Consider the following 24244-nt stretch of genomic DNA (forward strand, 5'->3'; position numbering starts at 1 on the left):
GCGCGTCGCCGCTCCCCCCGCGCGAGTCGCCAGTTTTTGTCGCCTCCACCGGCGCGGAAGCGACATTTCGTGGCGACTCACGCCGGGGTGTCGGCCCGACGCACGCGCACGATGACCGCGCCCGCGCACACGACGGCCACGGGGACGAGCGCCCAGAGCGCGAGTCCGTCGTAGCCCACGGCACCGAGCACGAGACCGGCCAGCACGGATCCCACTGCGGCGCACGCCGTCATGAGCGTGTCGCTGCGGCCCTGGCGCCGGGGGCGCAGGGCCAGCGGCGTCGCCTCGGTCAGCAGCGCCGAGCCCGAGACGGTCGCCGCGCTCCAGCCCAGACCCAGCAGCACGAGGGCGACGAGCACACCGGCCTGCGAGTCGGGCAGGGTCGCCGCCACGGCGAGCGAAGCGGCGAGCAGGACCTGCCCGAGGACGATGACCCCGACGCGCCCGAAGCGGTCGGCGAGGACGCCGAAGACCGGCGAGAGCCCGTACATCCCGAACACGTGCGCGGCGATCGTGACGCCCACCGCGAGAGTCACGGCATCGGGGGCGACGATGTGCGAGAGGTGCACCGGCGTCATCGCCATGACCGAAGCCATCGTCACGTGCGAGGCGGCGACGGCCAGCATCGCGAAGCGGGCGAGCCCCGGCCTGTCGGCCTGAGGGGCGGGAGCGGTGACGGATGCCGACTTCTCGCGCTCGAGGCGTTGGGCGAGCAGCAGCGGGTCAGGTCGGAGAACCAGCACGTAGAGCGCGAACGCGCAGACCTGGGCCGCGAACGAGAAGAGGTAGGCGCCGGTGAGGCGTGGCATCCCGATGCTCGCCCCGATGAGTTCGCCGGGCGCGAGCAGGAGCGGACCGACGACCCCGCCGACGGTCGTCGCCCAGACCACCGTGGCCAGGTCGCGTCCGCGGCGGGCGGTGCTCGAGAGGTCGGTGGCGGCGAAGCGGGATTGCAGGGTCGCGGCGTTGCCCGCCCCGATCAGGGCGATTCCGACGAGCAGCAGGGGGAAGAGGCGGAGTGCGGCGGCGGCGATCACGACCGTGATGCCGATGAGGGCCGCGACGTTTCCGGTGGTGAGGGCCACACGGCGGCCGCGGCGACCGGCCAGGCGGGCGAGCGGAATCGCCGTGAGGGCCGCCCCGAGCGTGACCGACGCCGTGGCGAAGCCCGACAGGGCCTCCTGCCCCGACAGGTCGGCCGCGAGAAGGGCTCCGAGCGAGAGGGTCGCGCCGAACGCGACCCCGGTGAGGACCTGGCCCGCGGCGAGCACCCGGACCGTGCGGCGCTGCGTCGAGACGAGGTCGCGCTCCGTGAGTGCGACCCCCGCCGCCGCCCGGGTCTCAGGCATCGCGCGCCGTGTTGCGCAGCACTCCGATGCCGTCGATCTCGACCTCGACGACGTCACCGGCGTCGAACGACCCGATGCCCGCCGGCGTTCCGGTCAGGATCAGGTCGCCCGGAAGCAGCGTGAAGACGGCGCTGGCGTACGCGATAAGGGCCGGGACGTCGTGAATCATGTCGGACACCGGGCCCTGCTGACGCACCTCGCCGTTCACCCGCGTCGTGATGGATGCGGCTCCGAGGTCGAGGTCGGTCTCGATGACCGGGCCCACCGGGCAGAACGTGTCGAACCCCTTCGCGCGCGACCACTGGCCGTCGGCGGCCTGCAGGTCGCGCGCCGTGACGTCGTTGGCCACGGTGTAGCCGAAGATGTACTCGCCCGCGCGCTCGGCGGGGACGTTTTTGGCGATGCGACCGATGACGACGGCGAGTTCGCCCTCGTAGTCGGTGCGCGAGCTGAGTTTCGTCGGGCGCACGATCTGGTCGTTCGGCCCGATCACCGAGGTGTTCGGCTTGAGGAACATGAGCGGCTCGGCCGGGGCTTCGCCGCCCATCTCGGCCGCGTGGTCGCGGTAGTTCTTGCCGATGCACACGACCTTCGAGCGCGGGATCACCGGCGCGAGCAACGCGACCTCGGAGAGGGGGATGCGCTCCCCCGTGGTGTCGAACCCGGCGAACATGGGGTCGCCTTCGAGCACGACGAGGTGGTCGTCGTCGACGATGCCGTAGCGGAGGGCGTCCTGGTGGCTGAAACGAGCGATCTTCACGGAGTCAGCCTAACCGCGACCCCCGACATCGCCCGGGCCCGCACACGCGGACGGAGGGGCCCCCGGCATCCGGGAACCCCTCCGTGTGCACCGACGCTTACGCGTCGAGGCGGTAGAGCCAGCCGTGCGTGTCTTCGGCGCGGCCGTACTGGATGTTCGTGAGCTCCTCGCGCAGCTCGAGCGCGAGGGTGCCGGTGGGCTGCTCGTCGATGAAGTCGCGGCCCTTGAGAACGCCGATCGGGGTGACCACCGCGGCGGTGCCGCACGCGAACACCTCGACGATGTCTCCGGATGCCACTCCCTCACGCCACTCGTCGAGCGAGACGTTGCGGCCGACGACGTGGTGGCCGCGGTCGCGGGCGAGCTGGAGCAGCGAGTCGCGCGTGATGCCCTCGAGGATCGAGTCGGATTGCGGGGTGACGATCGTGCCGTCCTTGTAGACGAACACGACGTTCATGCCGCCGAGCTCCTCGACGTTGCGGTCCTGGTCGAGGAAGACGACCTGGTCGCACTCGTTCTCGTACGCCTCGGACTGCGGCAGCAGGCTCGCGGCGTAGTTGCCGCCGGTCTTGGCCGCACCGGTGCCGCCCTTGCCGGCGCGCGAGTAGTCCTCGCTGAGCCAGATCGAGACGGGCTTGACGCCGCCCTTGAAGTAGGCGCCGGCGGGGCTCGCGATCAGGTAGTAGGCGACCTTGTGCGCGGGACGGACGCCGAGGAAGGCCTCTTTCGCGAACATGAAGGGGCGCAGGTACAGGCTCTGGTCGTCGCCCGAGGGCACCCAGGCGCCGTCGACGGCGATCAGCTCCTTCAGCGACTGCAGGAAGTACGGCACCGGCAGCTCGGGAAGGGCGAGACGACGCGCCGAGCGCTGTAGGCGGCGACCGTTCTGGTCGGGGCGGAAGGTGTGCACCGAGCCGTCGGCGTGGCGGTAGGCCTTGATGCCCTCGAAGATCTCCTGGCCGTAGTGGAGCACGGCGGCGGCCGGGTCGAGGGAGATGGGGCCGTAGGGCGAGACCCGCGGGCGGTGCCACCCGCCGCGGATCGACCAGCAGATGTCGACCATGTGGTCGGTGAAGCTCTGCCCGAAGCCGGGGTTGGCGAGGATCGCGTCGCGGTCGGTCGTGCTCTTGGCCGCGAGGTTGCGCGTGACGGAGAACTCGAGGGGCTCGAGTCCGGTGTCGGGATCGGTGTCGATGGTGGTCATTCGTTGTCCAAAGCTTCTCGAGTGCCGGGGGCGATGCTCGCCGATCGGTCCAGGTTACGCCTGGACGCGTTCGGCGATGGCGTCGCCGATCTGGGCGGTGGTGCGGACCCCGTCGCGGCTCGCGATGTCGTCTTCGACCGCGCGGGTGACGCGGGCGGATTCGTCGGTCAGCCCGAGGTGATCGAGCAGGAGGGCGACGGAGAGGATCGCGGCCGTGGGGTCGGCCTTCTGGCTTCCCGCGATGTCGGGCGCCGAACCGTGCACGGGCTCGAACATCGAGGGGAACGCGCCGTCGGGGTTGATGTTGCCCGAAGCGGCGAGGCCGATGCCACCGGTGACGGCGCCGGCCAGGTCGGTCAGGATGTCGCCGAAGAGGTTGTCGGTGACGATCACGTCGAAGCGGCTCGGGTTCGTGACCAGGAAGATGGTTGCTGCGTCGACGTGCAGGTAGTCTACGGCGACCCCGGGGAACTCGGATGCCACGGCATCCACGATCCGCTTCCACATCCCGCCCGCGTGCACGAGCACGTTCGTCTTGTGCACGAGCGTGAGCTTCCGACGGCGACGCTCGGCGAGGGCGAAGGCGTAGCGGACGACGCGCTCGACGCCGTAGGCGGTGTTGACCGAGGTCTCGTTCGCGACCTCGTGGGGCGTGCCGCGGCGGATGGATCCGCCGTTGCCGACGTACGGCCCCTCGGTGCCCTCGCGCACGACGACGAAGTCGATGTCGCCCGGGTCGGCGAGGGGACCTGCGGCACCCGGGTAGAGCTTCGACGGACGGAGGTTGACGTAGTGGTCGAGTTCGAAGCGGAGCTTCAACAGGAGGCCGCGCTCGATGTTCGCGTCCTTGAGGCGGGGGTCGCCGGGCACTCCCCCCACGGCACCGAGCAGGATCGCGTCGTGTGCGGCGATGGCGGCGAGGTCGTCGTCGGTGAGAGTGTCACCCGTGTCGAGGAAGCGTCCGGCTCCGAGAGAGAACGGGGTCTTCTCGAACGAGACCTCGGATCGTGCGGTGACGGCGTCGAGCACCTTCACGGCCTCGGCGACGACCTCGGGACCGATGCCGTCACCGGGGATGACGGCCAGCTTCACGACACGCGACATCGCTCTCCTCAGAGCTCGGGCACGTCACTGCTGCGACGCGCTGCGGGATCCTCCCAGGGTAGCGGCAGCGATGACCGCGGCCACGACGATCAGGCCCGCTCCGATGAGCGCGGTGATCACAACGCCCGAATCGAAGGCGTGTGCTGCGGCCGTGCGCAGCGCGTCGGCCAGGGCGACGTCGTCGAGGGTGTCGGCGACGGCAACCGCGCCGGCGAGGGTCTCACGGGCCGCCTGGCCCGCGGCATCCGGGAGTCCGGCGGGGAGCACGAGCTGCGCGCGGTAGAACGCCGCCAGAATGCCGCCCAGCACGGCGGTGCCGAGGACGGCACCCACCTCGTACGCGGTCTCGGAGACCGCGCTGGCCGCCCCCGCCTTCGCCGAGGGGGCGCTGGAGAGGATCAGCTCGTTCGACACCGTCTCGGCCGCGCCGATGCCGATGCCCAGGAGGGCGAAGGCGACGATGAGCAACGTGAGGTCGGCCGTGGACAGGGCGACCATGACGTACGCCACCACCGAGAACGACAGGGCGACAGGCACGACGATCCGGGCCGGGAAGCGCTTGGCCACGGGCACCACCGCGAGCCCCGAGATGATCATGAGAACGAGACCCGGCAGCAGGGCGAAGCCCGCGACCATCGGAGACAGCCCCACGACCAGTTGCAGATGTTGTGCGACGAAGTAGAGGAAGCCGACGAGGCCGACCACGCTGAGCAGGTTGACGAGGATCGCACCCGAGAACGTGCCCTGGCGGAACAGGCTCATGTCGAGCATGGGCGTTGCGAGACGGCGCTGGCGACGGACGAAGAGCCACCCGAAGGCCACGCCGACGACGAACAGCACCGGCGCCAGCGACACGGGTCCGTCGACCGCGAGCTTCTTGATGGCGTAGACGATCGGCACCATCGTCGCGAGCGAGAGGACGACGCTGAGGGGGTCGAACCGGCCCGGCTTCGGGTCACGGCTCTCGGGCACGAAGAACGGGGCGAGGACCAGCAGCGGCACGAGGACCGGCACCGCCATGAGGAAGACCGACCCCCACGTGAAGTGCTCGAGGAGGAATCCGCCGACGATCGGGCCGAGGGCCGCACCCGCCGAGAACCCGGAGGCCCACACGGCGATCGCGATGCGACGCTGGTCGCGGTCGCGGAAGATGCTTCGCAGCAGCGACAGGGTCGAGGGCATGAGCATGGCGCCGAAGACGCCCATCAGCGCGCGGCCCGTGATGAGCAGGGCCGCGGTGGGGGCGAACGCCGACAGGGCGGACACCGCCGCGAAGCCGGTCGCACCGATGAGCAGCATGCGGCGGCGACCGAAACGGTCGCCCAGCGTCCCCATCGTCACGAGAAGCCCGGCGAGCACGAGCGGGTAGACGTCGATGATCCACAGCTGCTCGATGCTCGTCGGCTGCAGAGACAACGCGATTTCGGGCAACGCGAAGCTGAGCACCGTGTTGTCGACAGAGACCAGCAGCACCGGCAGCATGAGCACCGCCAGCGCGAACCATCCGCGCCAGCCGGCGCGCGTCACGGCGGTCTCCGAGGTGGGCAACGACGAGGTGAGCATGAGCGAGTTCCGTTTCTAGACCGTCCAGCCGGTATAGTATCAGAGGTGAGCCCTGAGCCGCCAGTACGATCGAGGAGTCATGAGCCGCCCCCCTCTCGCCCGCGAAGCCGTCCTCGACGCCTTCAGCCGCATCCTCGTCGACGAGGGGGAACGCGCCGCCACGATAGACGCCACCGCTCGCGGCGCGGGCGTGTCGAAGGGCGGCCTGCTGTACCACTTCGGCTCGAAGAGCGCCCTCGAGGCCGCCCTCGTCGAACGCCTCGAGCGGCTCGCCGAAGAAGACGTGGCAGAGATCGAGAGGTCCGAAGAGGGGGTCGTCGCGGCCCACCTGCGCTCCTCGCAGAACACCGGCTCCCCGCTCGACGTCACGATCCTCGCCGTCTCCCGCCTCGCGCAGAACGGCAGCGACGCCGCCTCGGCATCCCTGCGCCGCGTCCGTGAACTCTGGGAAGAGAGCCTCCGCGCCCACACGCGCGATGAGACGGCGCTGCAGGTGGTGCTGCTCGTGAGCGACGGGCTGTATTTCAACGCCGTCCTCGATCTGAACGCCATCCCCGGTCCGCCCCTCGAAGGCGCCGACCTCGACGCCCTCATCGCCCGGGTCGTCGCCGCGACGACCTAAAGACGACCGTTCGAGCAGCACGGGCGGGTGGATTACCACCCGAACCATCGATCCGGTCACAGCATTGTCGTCGCTATCCCGTTGTGTTCCACGGATGAAGCCGGAGTCCCGCCGCCCCACCGCTCTCAAAGGACGACGGAGCCCGGTGCTATGGATATTTCTACAGGAGCCGGGCTTCTAGGTCCGTGAGCTTCGACGCCTCAGCAAGGCGATCGCGCCTCCCACGACCATGAGACCACCGCCTATCCCTCCCATGCTCCCCGTGAGAGCGTCTGTCGGAAGAGTGACTGCGCCAACCACGACGAAGACCGCCCCGAGGATTATCACAACCGCATTTAGCCCCAGCGAACCGTTCATCGGTCAGCCCCGTCTGTAACGAGAAGTCGAATTCCACAAGTGTCTGCACGGTCCGGTCATTGCCGCTCCCCCGTTATAGGTCGCGCCGAGTACGGCAAGCCCGTTGCGCCCTGCGATGCCGCCCGCAATGCCGAATCCGCTGCCCGCTAGTCGCAGTTGGCACTGGCCGAGCAACTCCCCCCCCCCCCCCCCCCCCCCCCCCCCGGGCGGTGAGGACAGGACCGACCGTTGTGTAAACGGCCCGCCCTGTAGACGGATTGATGTAACTCCTCAGTCTCCCTCCCGCTCCGCCCGCCGTTCCCGGCGATCGCGCCGCAGGTCGACGACGACCCCCAGCAGCACGAGGATCCCGCCGATCACGCCGAGAAACCCCCACGGGGTGCGGCGCATGACGTCGGCCACCCCCGCGACGAGGAACAGGATGCCAAGACTGGCAGAGACGACGCGAAGGACGAGAGCCACTCGCGCAGTGTGACCCGGGTGATTGTGCGCCCGCCCAGAAGCACTGACGCGCGCGCCGGGAAGATCCGACGCACGTGCCCGTAGCAGCGACGCGCGCGCGGAAACGGGAACGCGCGCCCGGAAACGTTGACACGCCTGCCCGGAGAGCAGAAGAGGGGGCCGCCGCAGCGACCCCCTCCCCGAGCGACGCGTGCTCAGCCCTCGACGATGTCGATCTGACGGAACAGGTCGGCGCCGACGGCCTCGCGCATGGCGCCCAGGATCTCGTCGGGCACGGGAGAGTCGACCGTGAGCACCGAGAGGGCCCGACCCGTGGCATCCGGAGCCGCCACCTGAAGACCCGCGATGTTGATGCCCGCTTCGCCCAGTTTCTGACCGTAGATCGCGACGATGCCGGGGCGGTCGGCGTAGCGCATCACGACGTGGTGCTGCTCGATGGGCACCTCGATCTCGTAGCCGTTGATCGAGACGACCTTGGGCACCATGCGCGTGCCGGCGAGGGTACCCGCGACCTCGAGGGTCGAGCCGTCGGCGAGGGTGCCGCGGAGGATCGTGATGTTGCGGTACAGCGGGCTCTCGGCCTCGACGACCAAGCGCGCCTCGACGCCGCGCTGCTCGGCGAAGAGCGGGGCGTTGACGTACGAGACGCTCTCGCTGACGATGCGGCTGAAGTAGCCCTTCAGCGCCGCAAGGCGGTACACGCTGACGTCGTACTGCGCGAGTTCGCCGCGCACCTCGATCTCCAGGCTCGTGAGGGCGCTGTCGGCGAGACCGCTGAAGAACTGACCGAGCATCTCGACCAGCGCGATACCGGGGCGCACGAAGGGGTCGATGGCGCCGCCGGCGACGTTCACGGCATCCGGAACGAGATCGCCTTCGAGGGCGAGCTTGACGCTGCGCGCGACCGACACGCCCGCCTTCTCCTGCGCCTCTTCGGTGCTGGCACCGAGGTGCGGGGTGACGACGACGTTCGGCAGGTCGAGGAGCTTTCGAGCGGGACCGCCCTCGGCCGGGGGCTCGGTCGAGAACACGTCGAGGCCCGCGCCAGCGATCTCGCCGGTGGTGAGCGCCTCGAACAGCGCCTCTTCGTCGATGAGGCCGCCGCGGGCGACGTTGATGACGTAGGCGGTCTTCTTCATGCGGCGCAGCTGCTCGGCGCCGATCATGCCGGTCGTCTCGGGCGTCTTCGGCATGTGGATCGTGACGAAGTCGCTCTGCTCGAGCAGTTCGTCGAGCGAGACGAGCTGCACGCCGAGCTGCTGGGCGCGGGCCGCGGTGACGTAGGGGTCGTACGCGATCACGCGCATGTCGAAGCCCTGCAGGCGAGCCGCGATGAGGGCGCCGATGCGGCCCAGGCCGATGATGCCGATCGTCTTCTCGAACAGCTCGGTGCCCGTGAACGAGCTGCGCTTCCACAGTCCCTGCGCGAGCGAGGCGTGGGCGGCGGGGATGCGGCGCGCCAGGCTCAGCACGTGGCCGACGGTGAGCTCGGCGGCCGAGATGATGTTCGACGTCGGGGCGTTCACGACCATGACACCGGCCGATGTGGCCGACTTGATGTCGACGTTGTCGAGGCCGACACCGGCGCGGGCGACGACCTTGAGGGACGGGGCCGCGGCGAGGGCCTCGGCGTCGATCTGGGTGGCCGAGCGCACGAGCACCGCGTGCGCCTCGGCGAGAGCCGAGAGCAGCGCGGGGCGGTCGGTCCCGTCGACGTTGCGCACGTCGAAGTCGGGGCCGAGCGCGTCGATCGTGGCGGGAGAGAGTTCTTCGGCGATGAGCACGACGGGCTTCGTCACGGATGCGTCCTTCGAAACGGTGCTGGGGTCTGCCGCGCACCGTCGCACATCACCGGCGCGAACCGGGCGCGCGACCCGTGCGGGCCGTCTGTCAGCCTAGCGCGGGCGCGGAGCCGCGCCCGACCGTGTGACGGCGGACGACGGCGCAGGCCGCGCGCACCGGCCGGGCGCCCATGCACCGCGAGACTGCACGCCCCTGACGAACCCGCGTCAGCCTGACACCGCGATGTCAGCGAGATGCCGTCTCGCGGTGAGGGGACACCGCTCGGGCGGACCGAGACCCCGGATGAAGAGATCCCGGATGCCGGGAACCCGGCGCCTCAGCCGCCGTACAGGCCGTACGAGGTGGTGCCGTAGCCCACGATCGCGAGCCAGAACGCGGCCGACAAGGTGAGCCCCGCGAGCAGGGAGATCGCGAGCTCGCCGGCTCGGCGACGCTGCCCGATCGCGAAGGCGACGCCGAACGCCAGCAGGGGGAACACGATCGGCAGGATGTAGACGAACCAGCCCAGGCCGTTGAGTCCGAGCGGGCCGTTGACCTGCTGGATGAGCAGGGCGACCGAGCTCCACACGACGTACGCGTAGAACAGACCGAACAGCCCCGAGATCGTGACGAGAAGCCACGTGGGCAGGTGACGGGTGCGGGCGGGAGTGCTCATGCGAAGGCTCCCAGCGACAGGAACGGCCAGGGGACGAGCAGCACGATCCCCACGATCAGCAGCAGAAACCGCTGCCACGTGCGCCAGCTGCGGGTCAGCGCGAGCACCGCGACGAACCACACGAGCGGAGCGAGCGCCGCACCGATCGTCAGCGCGATCACCGTCACCGACGGGATCGGAAGACCCAGCCCGTTCAGGCGCAGGCCCGCGAGCAGCCACCCGATCGCGAACAGCAGGAAGGTCGCCGCGACCATGCCGATCCCCACGAGACCGACGTTTCCGAGGGGCGCCGCGTGGGCGGCATCCGGATCCTCGCTCTCGTCGACGGCGATCGACTCGGACGGGGAAGGCTCGGGATGCCGGGTCACCGGCGTCGCGGCGGGCTGCAGGGGCTCGATCGGGGCGGCCTCCTCCTCGCGCTCGGCGCTGGCGGGGGGCGTCGCCGCGTGCTTCTCGCCGACGTCGAGCGTGGGGTCGTCGTCACCGCCCCAGGAGAGGGCGTCGTCATCGCGCGGAGTGCTCACGGCTCCACGGTAGCGGCGCTCCCCCACGACCGGGCCGCGCCCCGCCGTTCGCCGGGGTCCACAGCATCCGGAATCGATCCACACCGCCCGGAACGGCGAACGCCCCGGAACCGCGAGGTCCCGGGGCGTTCGACCAGGAGAACTCAGCGCGCGGCCGAACCCTCGACGTAGTCGGAGTCCTGCTGCTTCCACGCGAACAGGCCGCGGAGCTCCTTGCCGGTCGCCTCGATGGGGTGACCCTGCTCCTTCTCGCGGAGCTCGAGGAACTCGGGCGCCCCGTTGTCCTGGTCGGCGATGAAGCGCTCGGCGAACGCACCCGACTGGATGTCGGCGAGGACGGCCTTCATGCTCTCCTTGACGTCGGGCGAGATCACGCGGGGGCCCGAGACGTAGTCGCCGTACTCGGCGGTGTCGGAGATCGACCAGCGCTGCTTGGCGATGCCGCCCTCCCACATGAGGTCGACGATGAGCTTGAGCTCGTGCAGCACCTCGAAGTAGGCGATCTGGGGCTGGTAGCCCGCCTCGGTGAGGGTCTCGAAGCCGGCCTGGACGAGGTGGCTCATGCCACCGCAGAGCACGGCCTGCTCGCCGAACAGGTCGGTCTCGGTCTCTTCGGTGAAGGTCGTCTTGATGACGCCGGCGCGGGTGCCGCCGATGGCTTTGGCGTACGAGAGCGCGGTGTCCCAGGCCGAACCCGAGGCGTCGCGCTCGACGGCGATGATGTCCGGGATGCCGCGGCCCGCGACGTACTCGCGACGCACGGTGTGACCGGGAGCCTTGGGCGCGACGAGGATCACGTCGACACCCTCGGGGGCGTCGATGTAGCCGAAGCGGATGTTGAAGCCGTGCGCGAAGGCGAGCGTCTTGCCCTCGGTCAGCTTGTCCTTGATCGACTCGGCGAAGATCGAGCGCTGGTGCTGGTCGGGCGCGAGGATCATGATGAGGTCGGCCCACTCGGCGGCGTCGGCGACGTTCTTGACCTCGAAGCCGTCTTCCTGCGCCTTGGCGGCCGACTTCGAGCCGTCCTTGAGCGCGATGACGACCTCGACGCCGGAGTCGCGGAGGTTCTGCGCGTGCGCGTGACCCTGCGAGCCGTAGCCGACGATCGCGACCTTCTTGCCCTGGATGATCGAGAGGTCGGCGTCGTCGTCGTAGAAGATCTCTGCCATGAGGATGTTTCTCCTTGAATCGTGGCCCGCTCAGGGGCCGCTGGTGAATGGAAGTCGGGAAGTGTCAGCCGCGCAGGACGCGCTCGGTGATGCTCTTGCCGCCGCGGCCCACGGCGAGCAGGCCCGACTGCGCGAGCTCTTTCACGCCGAAGGGCTCGATGGCCTTGAGGAAGGCGTCGACCTTGCCCTTGTCGCCCGTGATCTCGATCACGACGGCGTCGTGGGCGTAGTCGACGACCGAGGCGCGGAAGAGGTTGACGACCTCGAGCACGTTCGAGCGGCTGGCGTTGTCGGCACGCACCTTCACGAGCACGTGCTCCCGCTGCACGGAGCTGGCGGCATCCAGCTCGACTATCTTGATGACGTTGATCAGCTTGTTGAGCTGCTTGGTCACCTGCTCGAGCGGGAGCCCTTCGACGTCGACGACGACCGTGATGCGCGAGAGACCCGGCACCTCGGTGACGCCCACGGCGAGGGATTCGATGTTGAAGCCGCGGCGGGCGAACAGGCCCGCGACGCGGGTGAGCAGACCGGGCTTGTCCTCGACGAGGAGGCTCAGGACGTGACGGGACATCTCAGTCCTCCTGCTCGTTGAAGGCGGGCGAGTGATCGCGGGCGTACTGGACGTAGCTGTTGCTGACGCCCTGCGGCACCATCGGCCACACCATCGCATCGGCGCTCACGACGAAGTCGATCACGACCGGGCGGTCGTTCGTGTCGAGGGCGAGCTGGATCGCGGCGTCGATCTCGTCTTCCTTCTCGACGCGGATGGCGAGGCACCCGTACGCCTCGGCGAGCTTGACGAAGTCGGGGATGCGACGCGTCCCGTGTCCGGTGTTCAAGTCGGTGTTCGAGTGGCGGCCGTCGAAGAACAGCGTCTGCCACTGGCGCACCATGCCGAGCGAGGAGTTGTTGATGATCGCGACCTTGATGGGGATGTCGTTGATGACGCAGGTCGCGAGCTCCTGGTTGGTCATCTGGAAGCAGCCGTCGCCGTCGATCGCCCACACGGCACGCTCGGGCTGGGCCACCTTGGCGCCCATCGCCGCGGGCACCGCGTAGCCCATGGTTCCGGCGCCGCCGGAGTTGAGCCAGGCGTTGGGACGCTCGTACTTGATGAACTGCGCGGCCCACATCTGGTGCTGGCCGACGCCCGAGGCGTAGACGCCCTCGGGTCCGGTCATCTCTCCGATGCGCTGGATCACGTGCTGCGGAGAGAGCAGGCCGTCGCTGGTGGGCGTGTAGCCGAGGGGGAACTCCTCGCGCAGGCCGTTCAGGTACGTCCACCACTCGCTGTAGTCGTGCGGGTGCTCGGCGTCGGCGGCGCGGAAGGCGGCGTCGAGGTCGATGAGCACCTCGCGCAGGTCGCCCACGATCGGCACGTCGGCGGTGCGGATCTTGGAGATCTCGGCCGGGTCGATGTCGACGTGCACCACCTGAGCGTGGGGGGCGAACAGCGCCGCCTTGCCGGTGACGCGGTCGTCGAAGCGGGCGCCGAGCGAGACGATGAGGTCGCTCTCCTGCAGCGCGAGGACCGCGGGCACGGTGCCGTGCATTCCAGGCATGCCGAGGTGCTGCTCGTGCGAGTCGGGGAAGGCCCCGCGCGCCATAAGCGTCGTGACGACGGGAGCCCCGGTCGCCTCGGCGAGCACCTTCAGCTCGGCCGACGCGTTCGAGCGGATCGCGCCGCCGCCGACGTACAGCACGGGCTTCTGCGCGGTGGCGAGCAGCTGGGCCGCAGCCTGGATCTGCTTGCCGTGCGCCTTGGTCACCGGGCGGTAGCCGGGCAGGTCGATCTTCGGCGGCCAGACGAACGGTGCCTCGGCCTGCTGCGCATCCTTCGTGATGTCGACGAGCACGGGGCCGGGGCGGCCGGTCGAGGCGATCTCGAAGGCCGCGGCGATCGCACCGGGGATCTCGTCGGCCGTCTTCACCAGGAACGAGTGCTTGGTGATCGGCATGGTGATGCCGACGATGTCGGCCTCTTGGAAGGCGTCCGTCCCCATGAGGGTCGAGAACACCTGACCGGTGATGCACACGAGCGGCACCGAGTCCATGTAGGCGTCGGCGATCGCGGTGACGAGGTTGGTCGCGCCGGGACCCGACGTCGCGATCGCGACGCCGACCTTGCCCGAGGCGGCGGCGTAGCCCTCGGCCGCGTGGCCGGCGCCCTGCTCGTGCCGGACGAGGATGTGGCGGACGTGCTCGTCGTCCATGAGCGGGTCGTACACAGGCATGATCGCCCCGCCCGGCAGACCGAACACGTCGGTGACGCCGAGCAGGTCGAGCGAGCGGACGACCGACTGTGCTCCCGTCATCACGGGCGCCGGAGCGGTGCGGGCGGGCGGCCGGGGCACGGCCGCCGTAGGGGAATCGATGGACATGGGAGTACCTCGAGAACCGTAAGAAGGTGAAAAGGAGGGGGACGGCCGTCAGCCCGTGACCGCGCCCTCCGCGGCGGAGTGCACGAGCTTGGAGTACTTGGCCAGAACGCCACGGGTATAGCGCGGGGGAAGCGGTTCCCAGCCTTCGCGGCGGGAACTCAGCTCGGCCTCATCGACGATCAAGTCGAGAGTGCGAGCGGCGATATCGACCCGTATCAGATCACCATCGCGCACGAAGGCGATGGGACCTGCGTCCACCGCTTCGGGAGCTATGTGGCCGATGCACAGGCCGGTTGTGCCGCCTGAGAATCGTCCGTCCGTCAACAGTAGTACATCTTTTCCGAGGCCTGCGCCCTTGATGGCCGCGGTGATCGCGAGCATCTCGCGCATGCCGGGACCGCCCTTGGGGCCCTCGTAGCGGATGACCACGACGTCGCCGGCGGCGATCTCGCCCGCCTCGAGGGCGTCCATCGCGCCGCGCTCGCGCTCGAACACGCGCGCCGGGCCCTCGAAGACGTTGCCGTCGAAGCCGGCCGACTTCACCACGGCACCCTCGGGGGCCATCGAACCGTGCAGGATCGTGATGCCGCCGGTGGCGTGGATCGGGTTGTCGAACGAGTGGATGACCTTGCCGTCCACCGGGTCGGGGTTCAGGTCGGCCAGGTTCTCGGCGAGCGTCTTGCCCGTGACCGTGAGCGCGTCGCCGTGCAGCAGACCCTCGTCGAGCATCGCCTTCATGATGACCGGGATGCCGCCGTGGCGGTCGACGTCGTTCATGACGTACTGGCCGAAGGGCTTCATGTCGGCCACATGCGGCGTCTTGTCGCCGATGCGGTTGAAGTCGTGGAGGGTGAGCTCGACCTCGGCCTCGTTGGCGATCGCGAGCAGGTGCAGCACGACGTTGGTCGAGCCGCCGAGCGCCATGGCGAGGGCGATGGCGTTCTCGAACGCCTCTTTGGTGAGGATGTCGCGCGTGGTGATGCCCTGACGCAGCAGGTTGACCACGGCCTCGCCCGAGCGGTGGGCGAAGTAGTCGCGGCGACGGTCGGCCGAGGGCGGGGCGGCCGAGCCGGGGAGGCTCAGGCCCAGCGCCTCGGCGACGGAGGCCATGGTGTTGGCGGTGTACATGCCGCCGCACGCTCCCTCGCCGGGGGCGATCGCGCACTCGATGCGCTTGAGGTCTTCTTCGCTCATCTTGCCCGCGAGGCACGCGCCCACGGCCTCGAACGAGTCGATGATGGTGACGTCCTTCTCGGTGCCGTCGCTGAGCTTGACCCAGCCGGGGGCGATGGAGCCGGCGTAGAGGAAGACGCTCGAGAGGTCGAGTCGAGCGGATGCCATGAGCATGCCCGGGATCGACTTGTCGCAGCCCGCGAGCAGCACGGAGCCGTCGAGGCGCTCGGCCATCATGACGGTCTCGACGCTGTCGGCGATGACCTCGCGCGACACGAGCGAGAAGTGCATGCCCTCGTGGCCCATCGAGATGCCGTCGGAGACGGAGATGGTGCCGAACTGCAGCGGGTACCCGCCGCCAGCGTGCACACCCTCTTTCGCGCCCTGTGCGAGGCGGTCGAGGCTGAGGTTGCAGGGAGTGATCTCGTTCCAGCTCGACGCGATGCCGATCTGGGGCTTGTCCCAGTCCTCGTCGCCCATGCCGACCGCGCGGAGCATTCCGCGGGAGGTGGTGGCTTCGATGCCGTCGGTGACGACGCGACTGCGGGGCTTGATGTCGAACTCGCCGGTGTTCGGATTCTGCGGTGCGGGCATTGTCGAAGTCTATTGCGCGGCTACGACACCCGACGCTCAGCAGGCCGTGAACGCACGATTAATCCGGGTCCGCGCGCTCTGCGCCGCCGATTCAGGACACGTGAGCGCGGCGCAGGCGCGCGACCTCGTCCAACACCGCCACGAACGCGTCGATGTCGTCCACGCGCAGCGTCGCCGCGGTGTCTCCCCCGCCGACCCGCACGCCCAGGTCGCCGGCATCCAGCGCACCCAACGCGTCTTCGTCGGTGACGTCGTCGCCCGCGAAGAGCACGGCCGAAGCGCCGACGCGCTCGCGCAGGTGCGCGACGGCGGAATCCTTGCCCTCGTGACGGAACGAGAACTCGAGGATGTCGTGACCGGTGCGTCGGCGCCACGACGGCGCCTCGGCGGCGACCAGTCGATCGACGAGGGATCGCGCGGCCTCAGCCGTGGCGGCATCCGCGGTGCGCGTGTGCACGCCGAGTCCGTACTCCTTGGGCTCGATCCAGACCCCGGTCATCTCGGCGGTGCCGTCGAGGGCGCGCTGCTGCAGCCGGTCGCGCAGGGCGAGATCGGCCTCGTCGTCGCCGGCCGCCTCGATACCCGCGCCGGGGATCCAGAACTGCGCGCCGTGCGAGCCCGCGAGCCAGATCGGCGAGGAATCGTCGTGCTCGGAGATCTCGCGCAGGTGACCGAGCGAGCGACCCGAGACCAGGGCGACGACCGTGCGCGGCAGCGCCGCGAGGGCGTCGATCGCGGCCCGCGCGCCCGGCGTCATGCGCGCGGACATCGGCTCGTCGACGAGGGGCGACAGGGTGCCGTCGAAATCGAGGGCCACCAGCAGGGTGTCGGTGGTGGCAACGGCTTCGACGGCGGCATCGGCGGCGGTCATCCGGCATCCCCACTTCTGGTCAGGCACGGCGTGGGCACGCCACAGCTCGGGGCGGGCGCACTCATTCGGCATCCGTTTCGTCGATCGGCTCGCGTTCGGGAGCCGAACCGTCGTCGTCCTGGCCGACCTCCGCGGCCGCGGCGGCGCTCGAGGACTTCTCGTGGAAGACCGACAGCGCGTCCAGGAACTCCCGCGACCAGTCCTCGACGTCGTGGTCGCGCACGCGTTTGCGCAGCGCCCGCATGCGGCGGCCCTGTTCGGCGGCGGGCATGTCGATCGCTCTCACGATCTGGTCTTTGAGCCCGTCGATGTCGTGCGGGTTGATGAGCAGGGCGCTGCCCATCTCATCGGCGGCGCCGGCGAACTCGCTCAACACGAGCACGCCGCGGTTGTCGATGCGGCTGGCGACGTACTCCTTGGCGACGAGGTTCATGCCGTCGCGGAGCGCGGTGACGAGCATCACGTCGGCGGCGAGGAACAGCGCGACCATCTCCTCGCGCGGGTACGACTGGTGCAGGTAGCGGATCGCGGTATGCGTGGTGGTGTCGTAATCGCCGTTGACGCGACCGACGGTCATCTCGATCTCGTCGCGCAGCTGCACGTAGGCGTCGACGCGCTCACGGCTCGGGCTCGCGACCTGCACGAGGGTGGCGTCCTCGACGGTGGCGCGGCCGTCTTCGAGCAGCTCGCCCCACGCCTTGAGCCGGTGGCGGATGCCCTTGGTGTAGTCGAGGCGGTCCACGCCGAGCAGGATCTTGCGCGGGTTGCCCAGGCCCGCGCGGATCTCCTTCGCCCGCTGCTGGATCTCGGGCTTCTGCGCGAGCTCGATGTACGACTCGGCGTCGATCGAGATGGGGAACGCCTTCGCGAGCGCGACACGCGTGCCGCCCGACGCGTCGGGCACCAGGATGCCGCTGGCCTTGGTTTCGTAGCGCAGCTGGCGCCGGACGGCCCGGGCGAAGTTGCCGGCATCCGCCACCCGCTGGAAGCCGATCACGTCGGCTCCGAGCAGGCCCTCGAGCACCTGGCGGCGCCAGGGCAGCTGCGCGTAGAGGCCGTACGCGGGGAACGGGATGTGGTGGAAGTACCCGATCGTGAGGTCGGGGCGGCGTTCGCGCAGCATCTTCGGCACGAGCTGCAGCTGGTAGTCCTGCACCCAGACGATCCCGCCCTCGGCGGCGACGTCGGCGGCGGCCTGGGCGAAGCGTTCGTTGACTCTGACGTAGGCGTCCCACCACGCGCGCTTGTACGTGGGCGCGGCGATGACGTCGTGGTACAGCGGCCAGATGGTGTCGTTCGAGAAGCCCTCGTAGTACAGCTGCACGTCGGACGCCGTCAGGGTCACGGGAACGAGGTGCGTGCCCTCGAAGTCGAACGGGTCGACGGTGACGTCGGCTTGACCGGCCCACCCCACCCACGCGCCCTCGGCGCGGCGCATCACGGGTTCGAGAGCGGTGACGAGACCGCCGGGTGAGCGTCTCCACCCCTCTCCGTCGGGGGTGCGATCGACGGGCAGTCGGTTGGCGACGACGACGAAATCGGCCTGGGTCACAGGTCCTCCTCGGGGATCGTCCTCAGGCTAACAGCGCGCCCTCGTGCGTCGAGGGGGTGGACGCGATGCGCTACGCCCGTTCCACCGGTCCGGGTTCGTCCTGTCAAGGTCCGGCGCCGGGCCGCGCCGCTCGATAGGTTGGGCGCATGCGGCAGTACATCTTCGGAACCGGTCTTCTCAGCGCCATCACCGGCGGCGTCACGCTCCTGCGCGGGCTCAAGAACGACGAGCCGTTCACCTGGCGCACGGCGCTGGCGTGGCTGAGCTGGGGTATCACCCTGGCCCTCGCGATCGGCGCTGTCGTCGACACCCGTCGCGCGCGCCGGGGCCGCGTGATCGCGGGCGACTCCCCCGTGTCGAAGAAGCAAGAGAAGCTGTTCAAGAAGCGCCTCGGGCGCTGACCCCCGAAACGACGAACGGATGCCGCGGCCTCGAGGTCGCGGCATCCGTTCGTCGTTTCACGGATGCATGTCGGCGGGGCGGGGATCAGCGCGTCGAGATCAGCGCGTCAGGATCAGCGCGTCGCCCTGGCCGCCGCCGCCGCACAGGGCCACCGCGGCCGTGCCGCCGCCGCGCCGCACGAGTTCGTGCACGGCGTGGACGACGAGGCGGTTGCCCGAAGCGCCGATCGGGTGGCCGATCGCGATGCCGCCGCCGTGCGGGTTGACGACGTCGTCGGACAGCCCGAGCTCGGTCTGCGAGCGAGCGACGACCGCGCCGAACGCCTCGTTGATCTCGACGAGATCGAGGTCGGATGCCGAGATCCCCTGCTTCTCGAGAGCTTTCGCGATGGCTCGGGCGGGCTGATCGTGGAGGGAGTTGTCGGGACCGGCGACTTGTCCTGCAGCGCCGACGACCGCGAGGACGTCCCACCCGTGCTGCTCGGCGATCGTCCGGGTCGTCACGACGACGGCCGAGGCCCCGTCGGAGATCTGCGAGGCGTTTCCCGCAGTGATCGAGCCGCCCTCGGCGAAGGCGGGCCGGAGCTTCGCGAGCGTCTCGACGGTCGTGTCGGCGCGGATCCCCTCGTCGGCGGAGACGACCACCGGGTCGCCCTTGCGCTGCGGGATCTCGACCGGCACGATCTCCGCGTCGAACACGCCGGCGCTCTTCGCGGAGGCAGCGCGCTGGTGGGAGCGGGCGGCCACGGCATCCTGTGCCTCTCGGGTGACCTCGTACCGGGCGTTCGCGCGCTCGGTCGACGCTCCCATGCTCTCGCGGTCGTACGCGTCGGTCAGGCCGTCGAAGGCCATGTGGTCGAGCACCTCGACCGAGCCGTATGCGTAGCCCTCGCGCGAGTTCATCAGCAGGTGCGGGGCGCGGGTCATCGACTCCATGCCCGCGGCGACGACGACCGTCGCATCGCCCAGACGGAGCATGCGCGCGGCGTCGATGATCGCGGTCAGGCCCGACAGGCATACCTTGTTGATGGCGGCGCTGTGCACGTCCCACCCGATCCCGGCGGCGATCGCGGCCTGCCGTGCGGCGTTCTGGCCGGCTCCGGCCTGGAGCACCTGGCCGACGAGCACGGCGTCGACGGCATCGGCGGGGATGCCGCCGCGCTCGAGCGCTCCGCGGATGGCGGCGGCGCCCAGCTGCACGGCGGTGAGCGGGGCGAGCTGCCCCTTCAGCCGGCCCTGCGGGGTGCGTGCGGCGGCGACGATGACGACGTCGGTGGGTGCGCTCATGCGTGCTGCTCCTCGGTGAGACGGACGGTCAGTGCGGGCTCGGTGGCGGCCCGCACCTCGTCGACGCTCACCCCGGGGGCGAGTTCGACGAGGACGAGTCCATCCTCCGTCACGTCGAGCACGGCGAGGTCGGTGATGATGCGATCGACCACCCCGCGGCCGGTGAGCGGCAGAGAGCACTGCTCGACGATCTTGGGAGAGCCGTCGCGGGCCACGTGCTCCATCAGCACGATCACGCGGGCGGCGCCGTGGACGAGGTCCATCGCCCCGCCAGGACCCTTCACCATCTTGCCGGGGATCATCCAGTTCGCCAGATCTCCGGATGCCGACACCTGCATCGCCCCGAGGATGGCGGCGTCGATCTTGCCCCCGCGGATCATGCCGAAGCTCAGCGCCGAGTCGAAGAAGGCGGCACCGTCGAGGGTGGTCACCGTCTCTTTGCCGGCGTTGATGAGGTCGGCATCCACGGCGTCCTCGGTCGGGTACGGCCCGACGCCCAGGATGCCGTTCTCGGACTGCAGCACGACCGTGACGCCCTGAGGCACGTGGTTGGGAACGAGGGTGGGCAGACCGATGCCGAGGTTGACGTACGAGCCGTCGGCGAGTTCGAGGGCGGCGCGGGCGGCCATCTCGGTGCGGGTCAGGGGCATGTCAGTGGTTCCCTTCGCGAACGGTGCGCTTCTCGATGCGCTTGTCGACATCGCCGACCTCCACGATGCGGTGGACGTAGACGCCGGGGAGGTGCACGGCATCCGGATCGATCTCTCCGGGCTCGACGAGGTGCTCGACCTGCGCGATGCAGGTGCGGCCGGCCATCGCGGCGAGGGGGTTGAAGGCGCGAGCGGCCTTGCGGAAGACGAGGTTGCCGTGGCGGTCGCCCTTCCACGCGTGCACGAGCGAGAAGTCGGTGGTGATCGCCTCTTCGAGGACGAATTCGCGCGGCTCGCCGTTCACCTCGAAGGTGCGCACGTCTTTGACCGGGGAGGCGATCGCGACGCCGCCCGCGCCGTCGTAGCGCCGCGGCAGGCCACCCTCGGCGACCTGGGTGCCGACGCCGGTCTGCGTGAAGAACGCGGCGATGCCCGAGCCGCCGGCGCGGAGCTTCTCGGCGAGGGTTCCCTGCGGGGTGAGCTCGAGCTCCAACTCGCCGGAGAGGAACTGCCGCTCGAACTCCTTGTTCTCGCCGACGTACGACGAGGTCATCTTGCGGATGCGTCCGGCCCCCAGGAGGATCCCCAGCCCCCAGTCGTCGACTCCGCAGTTGTTCGACACGACCGAGAGGTCGCGGGTCCCCTGGGCGAGAAGGGCCTCGATGAGGGCGATGGGGTTGCCGGAGAGGCCGAACCCGCCGACGGCGAGCGAGGCCCCGTCGGGGATGTCGGCCACCGCTTCGGCGGCGGTGGCGACGGTCTTGTCGATCACGCGAACTCCTCTGTTCTGGCGTGCTTCCACGGTGCCCCGGCTCGCGGTAGGTCGACGACTGCGGTCTTGTCATGTGGATACCGGGGCGCGTAACGTCCACATGGTGGACAAAGAGACGCGCACTGTTTCCGAGGCCTCCGTCCCCGGAGCACAGGCGATCGCGCGGGCGGCGCGGCTGCTGCGGCTCGTGACCGCCGCCGGCGCAGCGGGTGGGGCCGTGGGCGACCTCGCGCGCGATGCCGACCTGACCCGGCCGACCGCGCACCGGTTGCTGAGCGCCCTGCGCGCCGAGGGGCTCGTCGACCGCGACGACGCAACGGGGCACTGGCTGCCGGGACCGGAGCTGTACCTGATGGGCAGTGTCGCGGCATCCCGCTTCGACATCACCTCGACGGCTCGCGACATCGTGCGCTCCCTCGCGGTGCGCACAGAGGAGAGCGCGTTCCTGTCGGTGCGGCGGGGGGATGAGACGGTATGCCTCGTCCGCGAGGACGGGAGCTTCCCGATCCGGTCGTTCGTGCTGTCGGAGGGCGTGCGCTTCCCCCTCGGGGTGGCTTCGGCGGGGTTGGCCATCCTCGCCTTCCTGCCGCCCCACGATGTGGATGCGTATCTCGAGCGGCATCCGGAGCTCGCCGAGAAGTGGGGGTCGTCGCACTCCCCCGCGCGGCTGCGCACTCGGATCCGCGATACGCAGGCTCGCGGGTACGCGGTGAACCCCGGGCTGATCGTGGAGGGGAGCTGGGGGCTCGGGGCGGCAGTGTTCACCCGTTCCGGAGACCCGCAGTGGGCGTTGAGCCTGACGGGCGTGGAGTTCCGCTTCGGCGGCGAGCGTCTCGCCGAGCTGGGACGGCTTCTGCTCGCGCACGCCCACCAGCTCTCGACGCGGGTCTCGTCTTCCCGGTAAATAGATACCACCGGTATATATCAGGGGTATACTTCTGGGTATGACCCGGGACGACGATCTGCAGACGCTCCTGCTCGCGGTGCACGCGCTCACCCGGATCGCCGCTCTCGACACGCAGACCGAGGCACCCGCGGCCCAGTGGCGCACGCTGACCCTGCTGCGCGATCACGGTCCGCAGCGCCTGGGTGACCTCGCGACTCTGAGCCGCGTGACCCAGCCCGGCATGACCCGGCTCGTCCACCAGATGGACGCGGCGGGCCTCCTGGAGCGACGCCGCCACCCCGACGACTCGCGCGTGAGCGTGGTGGCCGCGACGGCCGCCGGTCTCGAGGCGTTGGCCGGCTGGTACGAGCAGTTCCGCGCGGCCCTCGCGCCCCACGTCGCCGATCTGTCGGAGAGCGAGTGGGATGCCGTGAGCCTCGCCGCGTCGGCCCTGTCGCTGCGGGTGGGGATGGCGCCGTCGAGAACCGATGAGAACCGAGCCCCCGACGACTCAACCCCGAACGCCTCAACCCCGAATGACTCAATCCCCGACGACGATGGCGCCGCCGACCCGACCGATGATCGCGGAGCCCTCGTGGGCGCCGCCGGAGAACAGGAGGTGGTCCGGTGAGTGCCGGAACCGCAGCAGTCAGCAAGGCGCCCAGCGTCTGGAAACAGCCCGCGCAGGTCTGGGCCGTCGCATTCGCGTGCGTCGTCGCCTTCATGGGCATCGGCCTGGTCGACCCGATCCTTCCCGCGATCGCCGAGTCCCTGAAGGCGTCGCCCGTCGAGACCGAGCTGCTGTTCACCAGCTACCTCGTCGTCACCGGACTGGCGATGCTCATCACGAGCTGGATCTCGAGCCGTATCGGCGCCAAGGCGACCCTGCTGGTGGGTCTCGGCCTGATCGTCGTGTTCGCGTTCTTCTGCGCCATCAGCGGCAGCGTGGATGCCGTCATCGGCTTCCGCGCCGGATGGGGCCTGGGCAACGCGCTGTTCATCTCCACCGCGCTGGCGACCATCGTGGGCGCCGCCTCCGGCGGAAGCTCGGCCGCGATCATCCTCTACGAGGCCGCGCTGGGCCTCGGCATCGCCGTGGGACCGCTGCTCGGCGGCATCCTGGGTGAAGTCAGCTGGCGAGGGCCGTTCTTCGGCGTCGTGGTGCTGATGGCGATCGCATTCATCGCGGTGCTGGCCCTGCTTCGCGGACCCCAGCCGGAACGCAAGCCGCTCCCCTTCAGCGCTCCGTTCCGAGCGCTGGGTCGCCCGGCGCTGGCGATCCTCGCCGCCACCGCGCTGTTCTACAACATCGGCTTCTTCACGCTGCTGGCGTTCTCGCCGTTCCCCCTCGGTTTCGGGGCGATGGGTATCGGCCTGACCTTCTTCGGCTGGGGCGTGGGTCTCGCGATCACGAGCGTGTGGGTCGCTCCCCTGCTGCTGCGCCGACTGCGCCTGACGACCGTCCTGCTGATCGCTCTGCCACTGCTGGCTCTCGACCTGCTCGTGGCCGCGTTCATCGTGTCGTCGGCCACCGCCCTAGTCGTCTGCATCATCGTGGGCGGTCTCGTGCTCGGGGTCGTGAACACCGCCCTCACCGAGGCCGTGATGGAGGCGACCGACCTCCCCCGCTCGGTCGCGTCGTCGGCGTACTCGGCCGTGCGCTTCCTCGGTGGTGCCGTCGCTCCCCCGCTGGCGGCCCTGCTGTGGCACGCGTACGGTGCGGGAGTGCCGTACGTGATGGCCGCGGTGTCGGTCGTGATCTCGGCCGCGTGCATCCTGTTCGGCCGGCGCCTGCTCGCGCACGTCGACGGAGCGCACCCGGATGCCGCTGACGAAGGCGCTGCGGTCCTGGTGGGCGACGCAGCGTAAGAAGGCGTCGACGGCACGGTGCGAGGCGCCGGGTTCCGGCAGGCGGTCCGTGGAGGGGCGTCGTGTCGGGGCTCGGCGCTTGCGCGTGTGGGCGGCACCGGGTGTCGGGAGGGCGGTCCAGGAGGGTCGTCGGGTCGGGACTCGGCGCTTTCGCCTCGGAACTGCGCGGGGTGCCGGGTGTCGGTGCGGCGCTCCGTCGAGGGGCGTCGTGTCGGGGCTTCGTGCTCCCGCCG

Annotated in this window: 23 protein-coding genes; 5 read left to right on the top strand and 18 right to left on the bottom strand. The window is 70.0% G+C overall.

What is annotated here, in order from left to right:
* Window positions 1-77 precede the first annotated feature (77 nt).
* From F9B98_RS11230 to F9B98_RS11250, 5 genes are all read right to left on the bottom strand, one after another.
* On the bottom strand, window positions 78-1349 hold the full coding sequence (locus F9B98_RS11230; protein WP_150957347.1) for an MFS transporter: 1272 nt from the start codon (window positions 1347-1349) through the stop codon (window positions 78-80).
* Complete coding sequence (locus F9B98_RS11235; RefSeq protein ID WP_150957350.1) at window positions 1342-2109, bottom strand: fumarylacetoacetate hydrolase family protein; 768 nt, start codon at window positions 2107-2109, stop codon at window positions 1342-1344. Before F9B98_RS11235 ends, F9B98_RS11230 begins: the two co-directional genes overlap by 8 nt.
* A 97-nt stretch (window positions 2110-2206) precedes the next feature.
* Window positions 2207-3313 carry a branched-chain amino acid aminotransferase gene (locus tag F9B98_RS11240; RefSeq protein ID WP_150957353.1) on the bottom strand — a complete coding sequence of 369 codons (1107 nt, stop codon included), beginning with the start codon at window positions 3311-3313 and terminating at the stop codon, window positions 2207-2209.
* Between the two features lie 54 nt (window positions 3314-3367).
* Window positions 3368-4417: a 3-isopropylmalate dehydrogenase gene (locus F9B98_RS11245; RefSeq protein WP_150957357.1), complete on the bottom strand. Its 1050-nt coding sequence runs from the start codon at window positions 4415-4417 to the stop codon at window positions 3368-3370.
* A gap of 24 nt (window positions 4418-4441) precedes the next feature.
* Window positions 4442-5980 (bottom strand): MFS transporter, encoded by a 1539-nt coding sequence (locus tag F9B98_RS11250; protein WP_150957360.1) that lies wholly within the window; start codon window positions 5978-5980, stop codon window positions 4442-4444.
* A 79-nt stretch (window positions 5981-6059) separates the two neighbouring features.
* Here F9B98_RS11250 and F9B98_RS11255 point away from each other — a divergent pair, with 79 nt between their 5' ends.
* On the top strand, window positions 6060-6602 hold the full coding sequence (locus tag F9B98_RS11255) for a TetR/AcrR family transcriptional regulator (RefSeq protein ID WP_150957363.1): 543 nt from the start codon (window positions 6060-6062) through the stop codon (window positions 6600-6602).
* Window positions 6603-7229: 627 nt separating this feature from the next.
* Here F9B98_RS11255 and F9B98_RS11260 read toward each other — a convergent pair.
* From F9B98_RS11260 to F9B98_RS11305, 10 genes are all read right to left on the bottom strand, one after another.
* The gene (locus F9B98_RS11260) at window positions 7230-7421 is read right to left on the bottom strand and encodes a hypothetical protein (RefSeq protein ID WP_150957366.1); all 192 of its coding nucleotides are present in this window, start codon (window positions 7419-7421) and stop codon (window positions 7230-7232) included.
* A gap of 194 nt (window positions 7422-7615) precedes the next feature.
* Window positions 7616-9220: a phosphoglycerate dehydrogenase gene (serA, locus tag F9B98_RS11265; RefSeq protein ID WP_150957369.1), complete on the bottom strand. Its 1605-nt coding sequence runs from the start codon at window positions 9218-9220 to the stop codon at window positions 7616-7618.
* 320 nt (window positions 9221-9540) lie between these two features.
* On the bottom strand, window positions 9541-9879 hold the full coding sequence (locus F9B98_RS11270; RefSeq protein ID WP_150957372.1) for a bacitracin resistance protein: 339 nt from the start codon (window positions 9877-9879) through the stop codon (window positions 9541-9543).
* Window positions 9876-10403 carry a DNA polymerase III subunit gamma/tau gene (locus F9B98_RS11275; RefSeq protein ID WP_150957375.1) on the bottom strand — a complete coding sequence of 176 codons (528 nt, stop codon included), beginning with the start codon at window positions 10401-10403 and terminating at the stop codon, window positions 9876-9878. Before F9B98_RS11275 ends, F9B98_RS11270 begins: the two co-directional genes overlap by 4 nt.
* A gap of 143 nt (window positions 10404-10546) precedes the next feature.
* Window positions 10547-11572: a ketol-acid reductoisomerase gene (ilvC, locus tag F9B98_RS11280; RefSeq protein ID WP_150957379.1), complete on the bottom strand. Its 1026-nt coding sequence runs from the start codon at window positions 11570-11572 to the stop codon at window positions 10547-10549.
* 64 nt (window positions 11573-11636) lie between these two features.
* Window positions 11637-12146: an acetolactate synthase small subunit gene (gene ilvN, locus F9B98_RS11285; protein ID WP_150957382.1), complete on the bottom strand. Its 510-nt coding sequence runs from the start codon at window positions 12144-12146 to the stop codon at window positions 11637-11639.
* Between the two features lies 1 nt (window position 12147).
* A complete protein-coding gene (locus F9B98_RS11290; protein WP_150957385.1) occupies window positions 12148-13956 on the bottom strand; it encodes an acetolactate synthase large subunit in 1809 nt (602 codons plus the stop codon).
* Between the two features lie 48 nt (window positions 13957-14004).
* Window positions 14005-15723 carry a dihydroxy-acid dehydratase gene (gene ilvD / locus F9B98_RS11295; protein WP_150957388.1) on the bottom strand — a complete coding sequence of 573 codons (1719 nt, stop codon included), beginning with the start codon at window positions 15721-15723 and terminating at the stop codon, window positions 14005-14007.
* 91 nt (window positions 15724-15814) lie between these two features.
* Complete coding sequence (gene otsB, locus F9B98_RS11300) at window positions 15815-16594, bottom strand: trehalose-phosphatase (RefSeq protein WP_150957391.1); 780 nt, start codon at window positions 16592-16594, stop codon at window positions 15815-15817.
* 61 nt (window positions 16595-16655) lie between these two features.
* Entirely contained in the window at window positions 16656-18146 is a 1491-nt protein-coding gene (locus F9B98_RS11305) for an alpha,alpha-trehalose-phosphate synthase (UDP-forming) (protein ID WP_225310313.1), read from the bottom strand.
* 146 nt (window positions 18147-18292) lie between these two features.
* Between F9B98_RS11305 and F9B98_RS11310 the strand changes: the two genes are divergently transcribed.
* The gene (locus tag F9B98_RS11310; protein WP_150957394.1) at window positions 18293-18547 is read left to right on the top strand and encodes a protein BatD; all 255 of its coding nucleotides are present in this window, start codon (window positions 18293-18295) and stop codon (window positions 18545-18547) included.
* A 99-nt stretch (window positions 18548-18646) separates the two neighbouring features.
* Here the strand turns inward: F9B98_RS11310 and F9B98_RS11315 are convergent, their stop codons facing one another.
* Genes F9B98_RS11315 through F9B98_RS11325 form a run of 3 tightly spaced genes read right to left on the bottom strand, consistent with a single transcriptional unit; the run spans window position 18647 to window position 21256 of the window.
* A complete protein-coding gene (locus tag F9B98_RS11315; protein WP_150957397.1) occupies window positions 18647-19834 on the bottom strand; it encodes an acetyl-CoA C-acetyltransferase in 1188 nt (395 codons plus the stop codon).
* Window positions 19831-20484: a CoA transferase subunit B gene (locus F9B98_RS11320; protein WP_191966776.1), complete on the bottom strand. Its 654-nt coding sequence runs from the start codon at window positions 20482-20484 to the stop codon at window positions 19831-19833. The genes F9B98_RS11315 and F9B98_RS11320 overlap by 4 nt, the downstream gene beginning before the upstream one ends.
* Before the next feature lies 1 nt (window position 20485).
* Window positions 20486-21256 carry a CoA transferase subunit A gene (locus F9B98_RS11325; RefSeq protein WP_150957400.1) on the bottom strand — a complete coding sequence of 257 codons (771 nt, stop codon included), beginning with the start codon at window positions 21254-21256 and terminating at the stop codon, window positions 20486-20488.
* 100 nt (window positions 21257-21356) lie between these two features.
* Here F9B98_RS11325 and F9B98_RS11330 point away from each other — a divergent pair, with 100 nt between their 5' ends.
* From F9B98_RS11330 to F9B98_RS11340, 3 genes are read left to right on the top strand one after another with little or no spacing between them, the layout of a single operon-like run.
* Window positions 21357-22160 (top strand): IclR family transcriptional regulator, encoded by an 804-nt coding sequence (locus tag F9B98_RS11330; RefSeq protein WP_150957403.1) that lies wholly within the window; start codon window positions 21357-21359, stop codon window positions 22158-22160.
* A 40-nt stretch (window positions 22161-22200) separates the two neighbouring features.
* Window positions 22201-22773, top strand: a complete 573-nt coding sequence (locus F9B98_RS11335) for a MarR family winged helix-turn-helix transcriptional regulator (protein ID WP_150957406.1) — start codon at window positions 22201-22203, stop codon at window positions 22771-22773.
* Window positions 22770-24011, top strand: coding sequence for an MFS transporter (locus F9B98_RS11340; protein WP_150957409.1), 1242 nt, complete (start codon window positions 22770-22772; stop codon window positions 24009-24011). The genes F9B98_RS11335 and F9B98_RS11340 overlap by 4 nt, the downstream gene beginning before the upstream one ends.
* The last annotated feature ends 233 nt before the right edge of the window (window positions 24012-24244 follow it).

The organism is Microbacterium testaceum StLB037 (assembly GCF_008763945.1).
Taxonomy (GTDB): domain Bacteria; phylum Actinomycetota; class Actinomycetes; order Actinomycetales; family Microbacteriaceae; genus Microbacterium; species Microbacterium testaceum_G.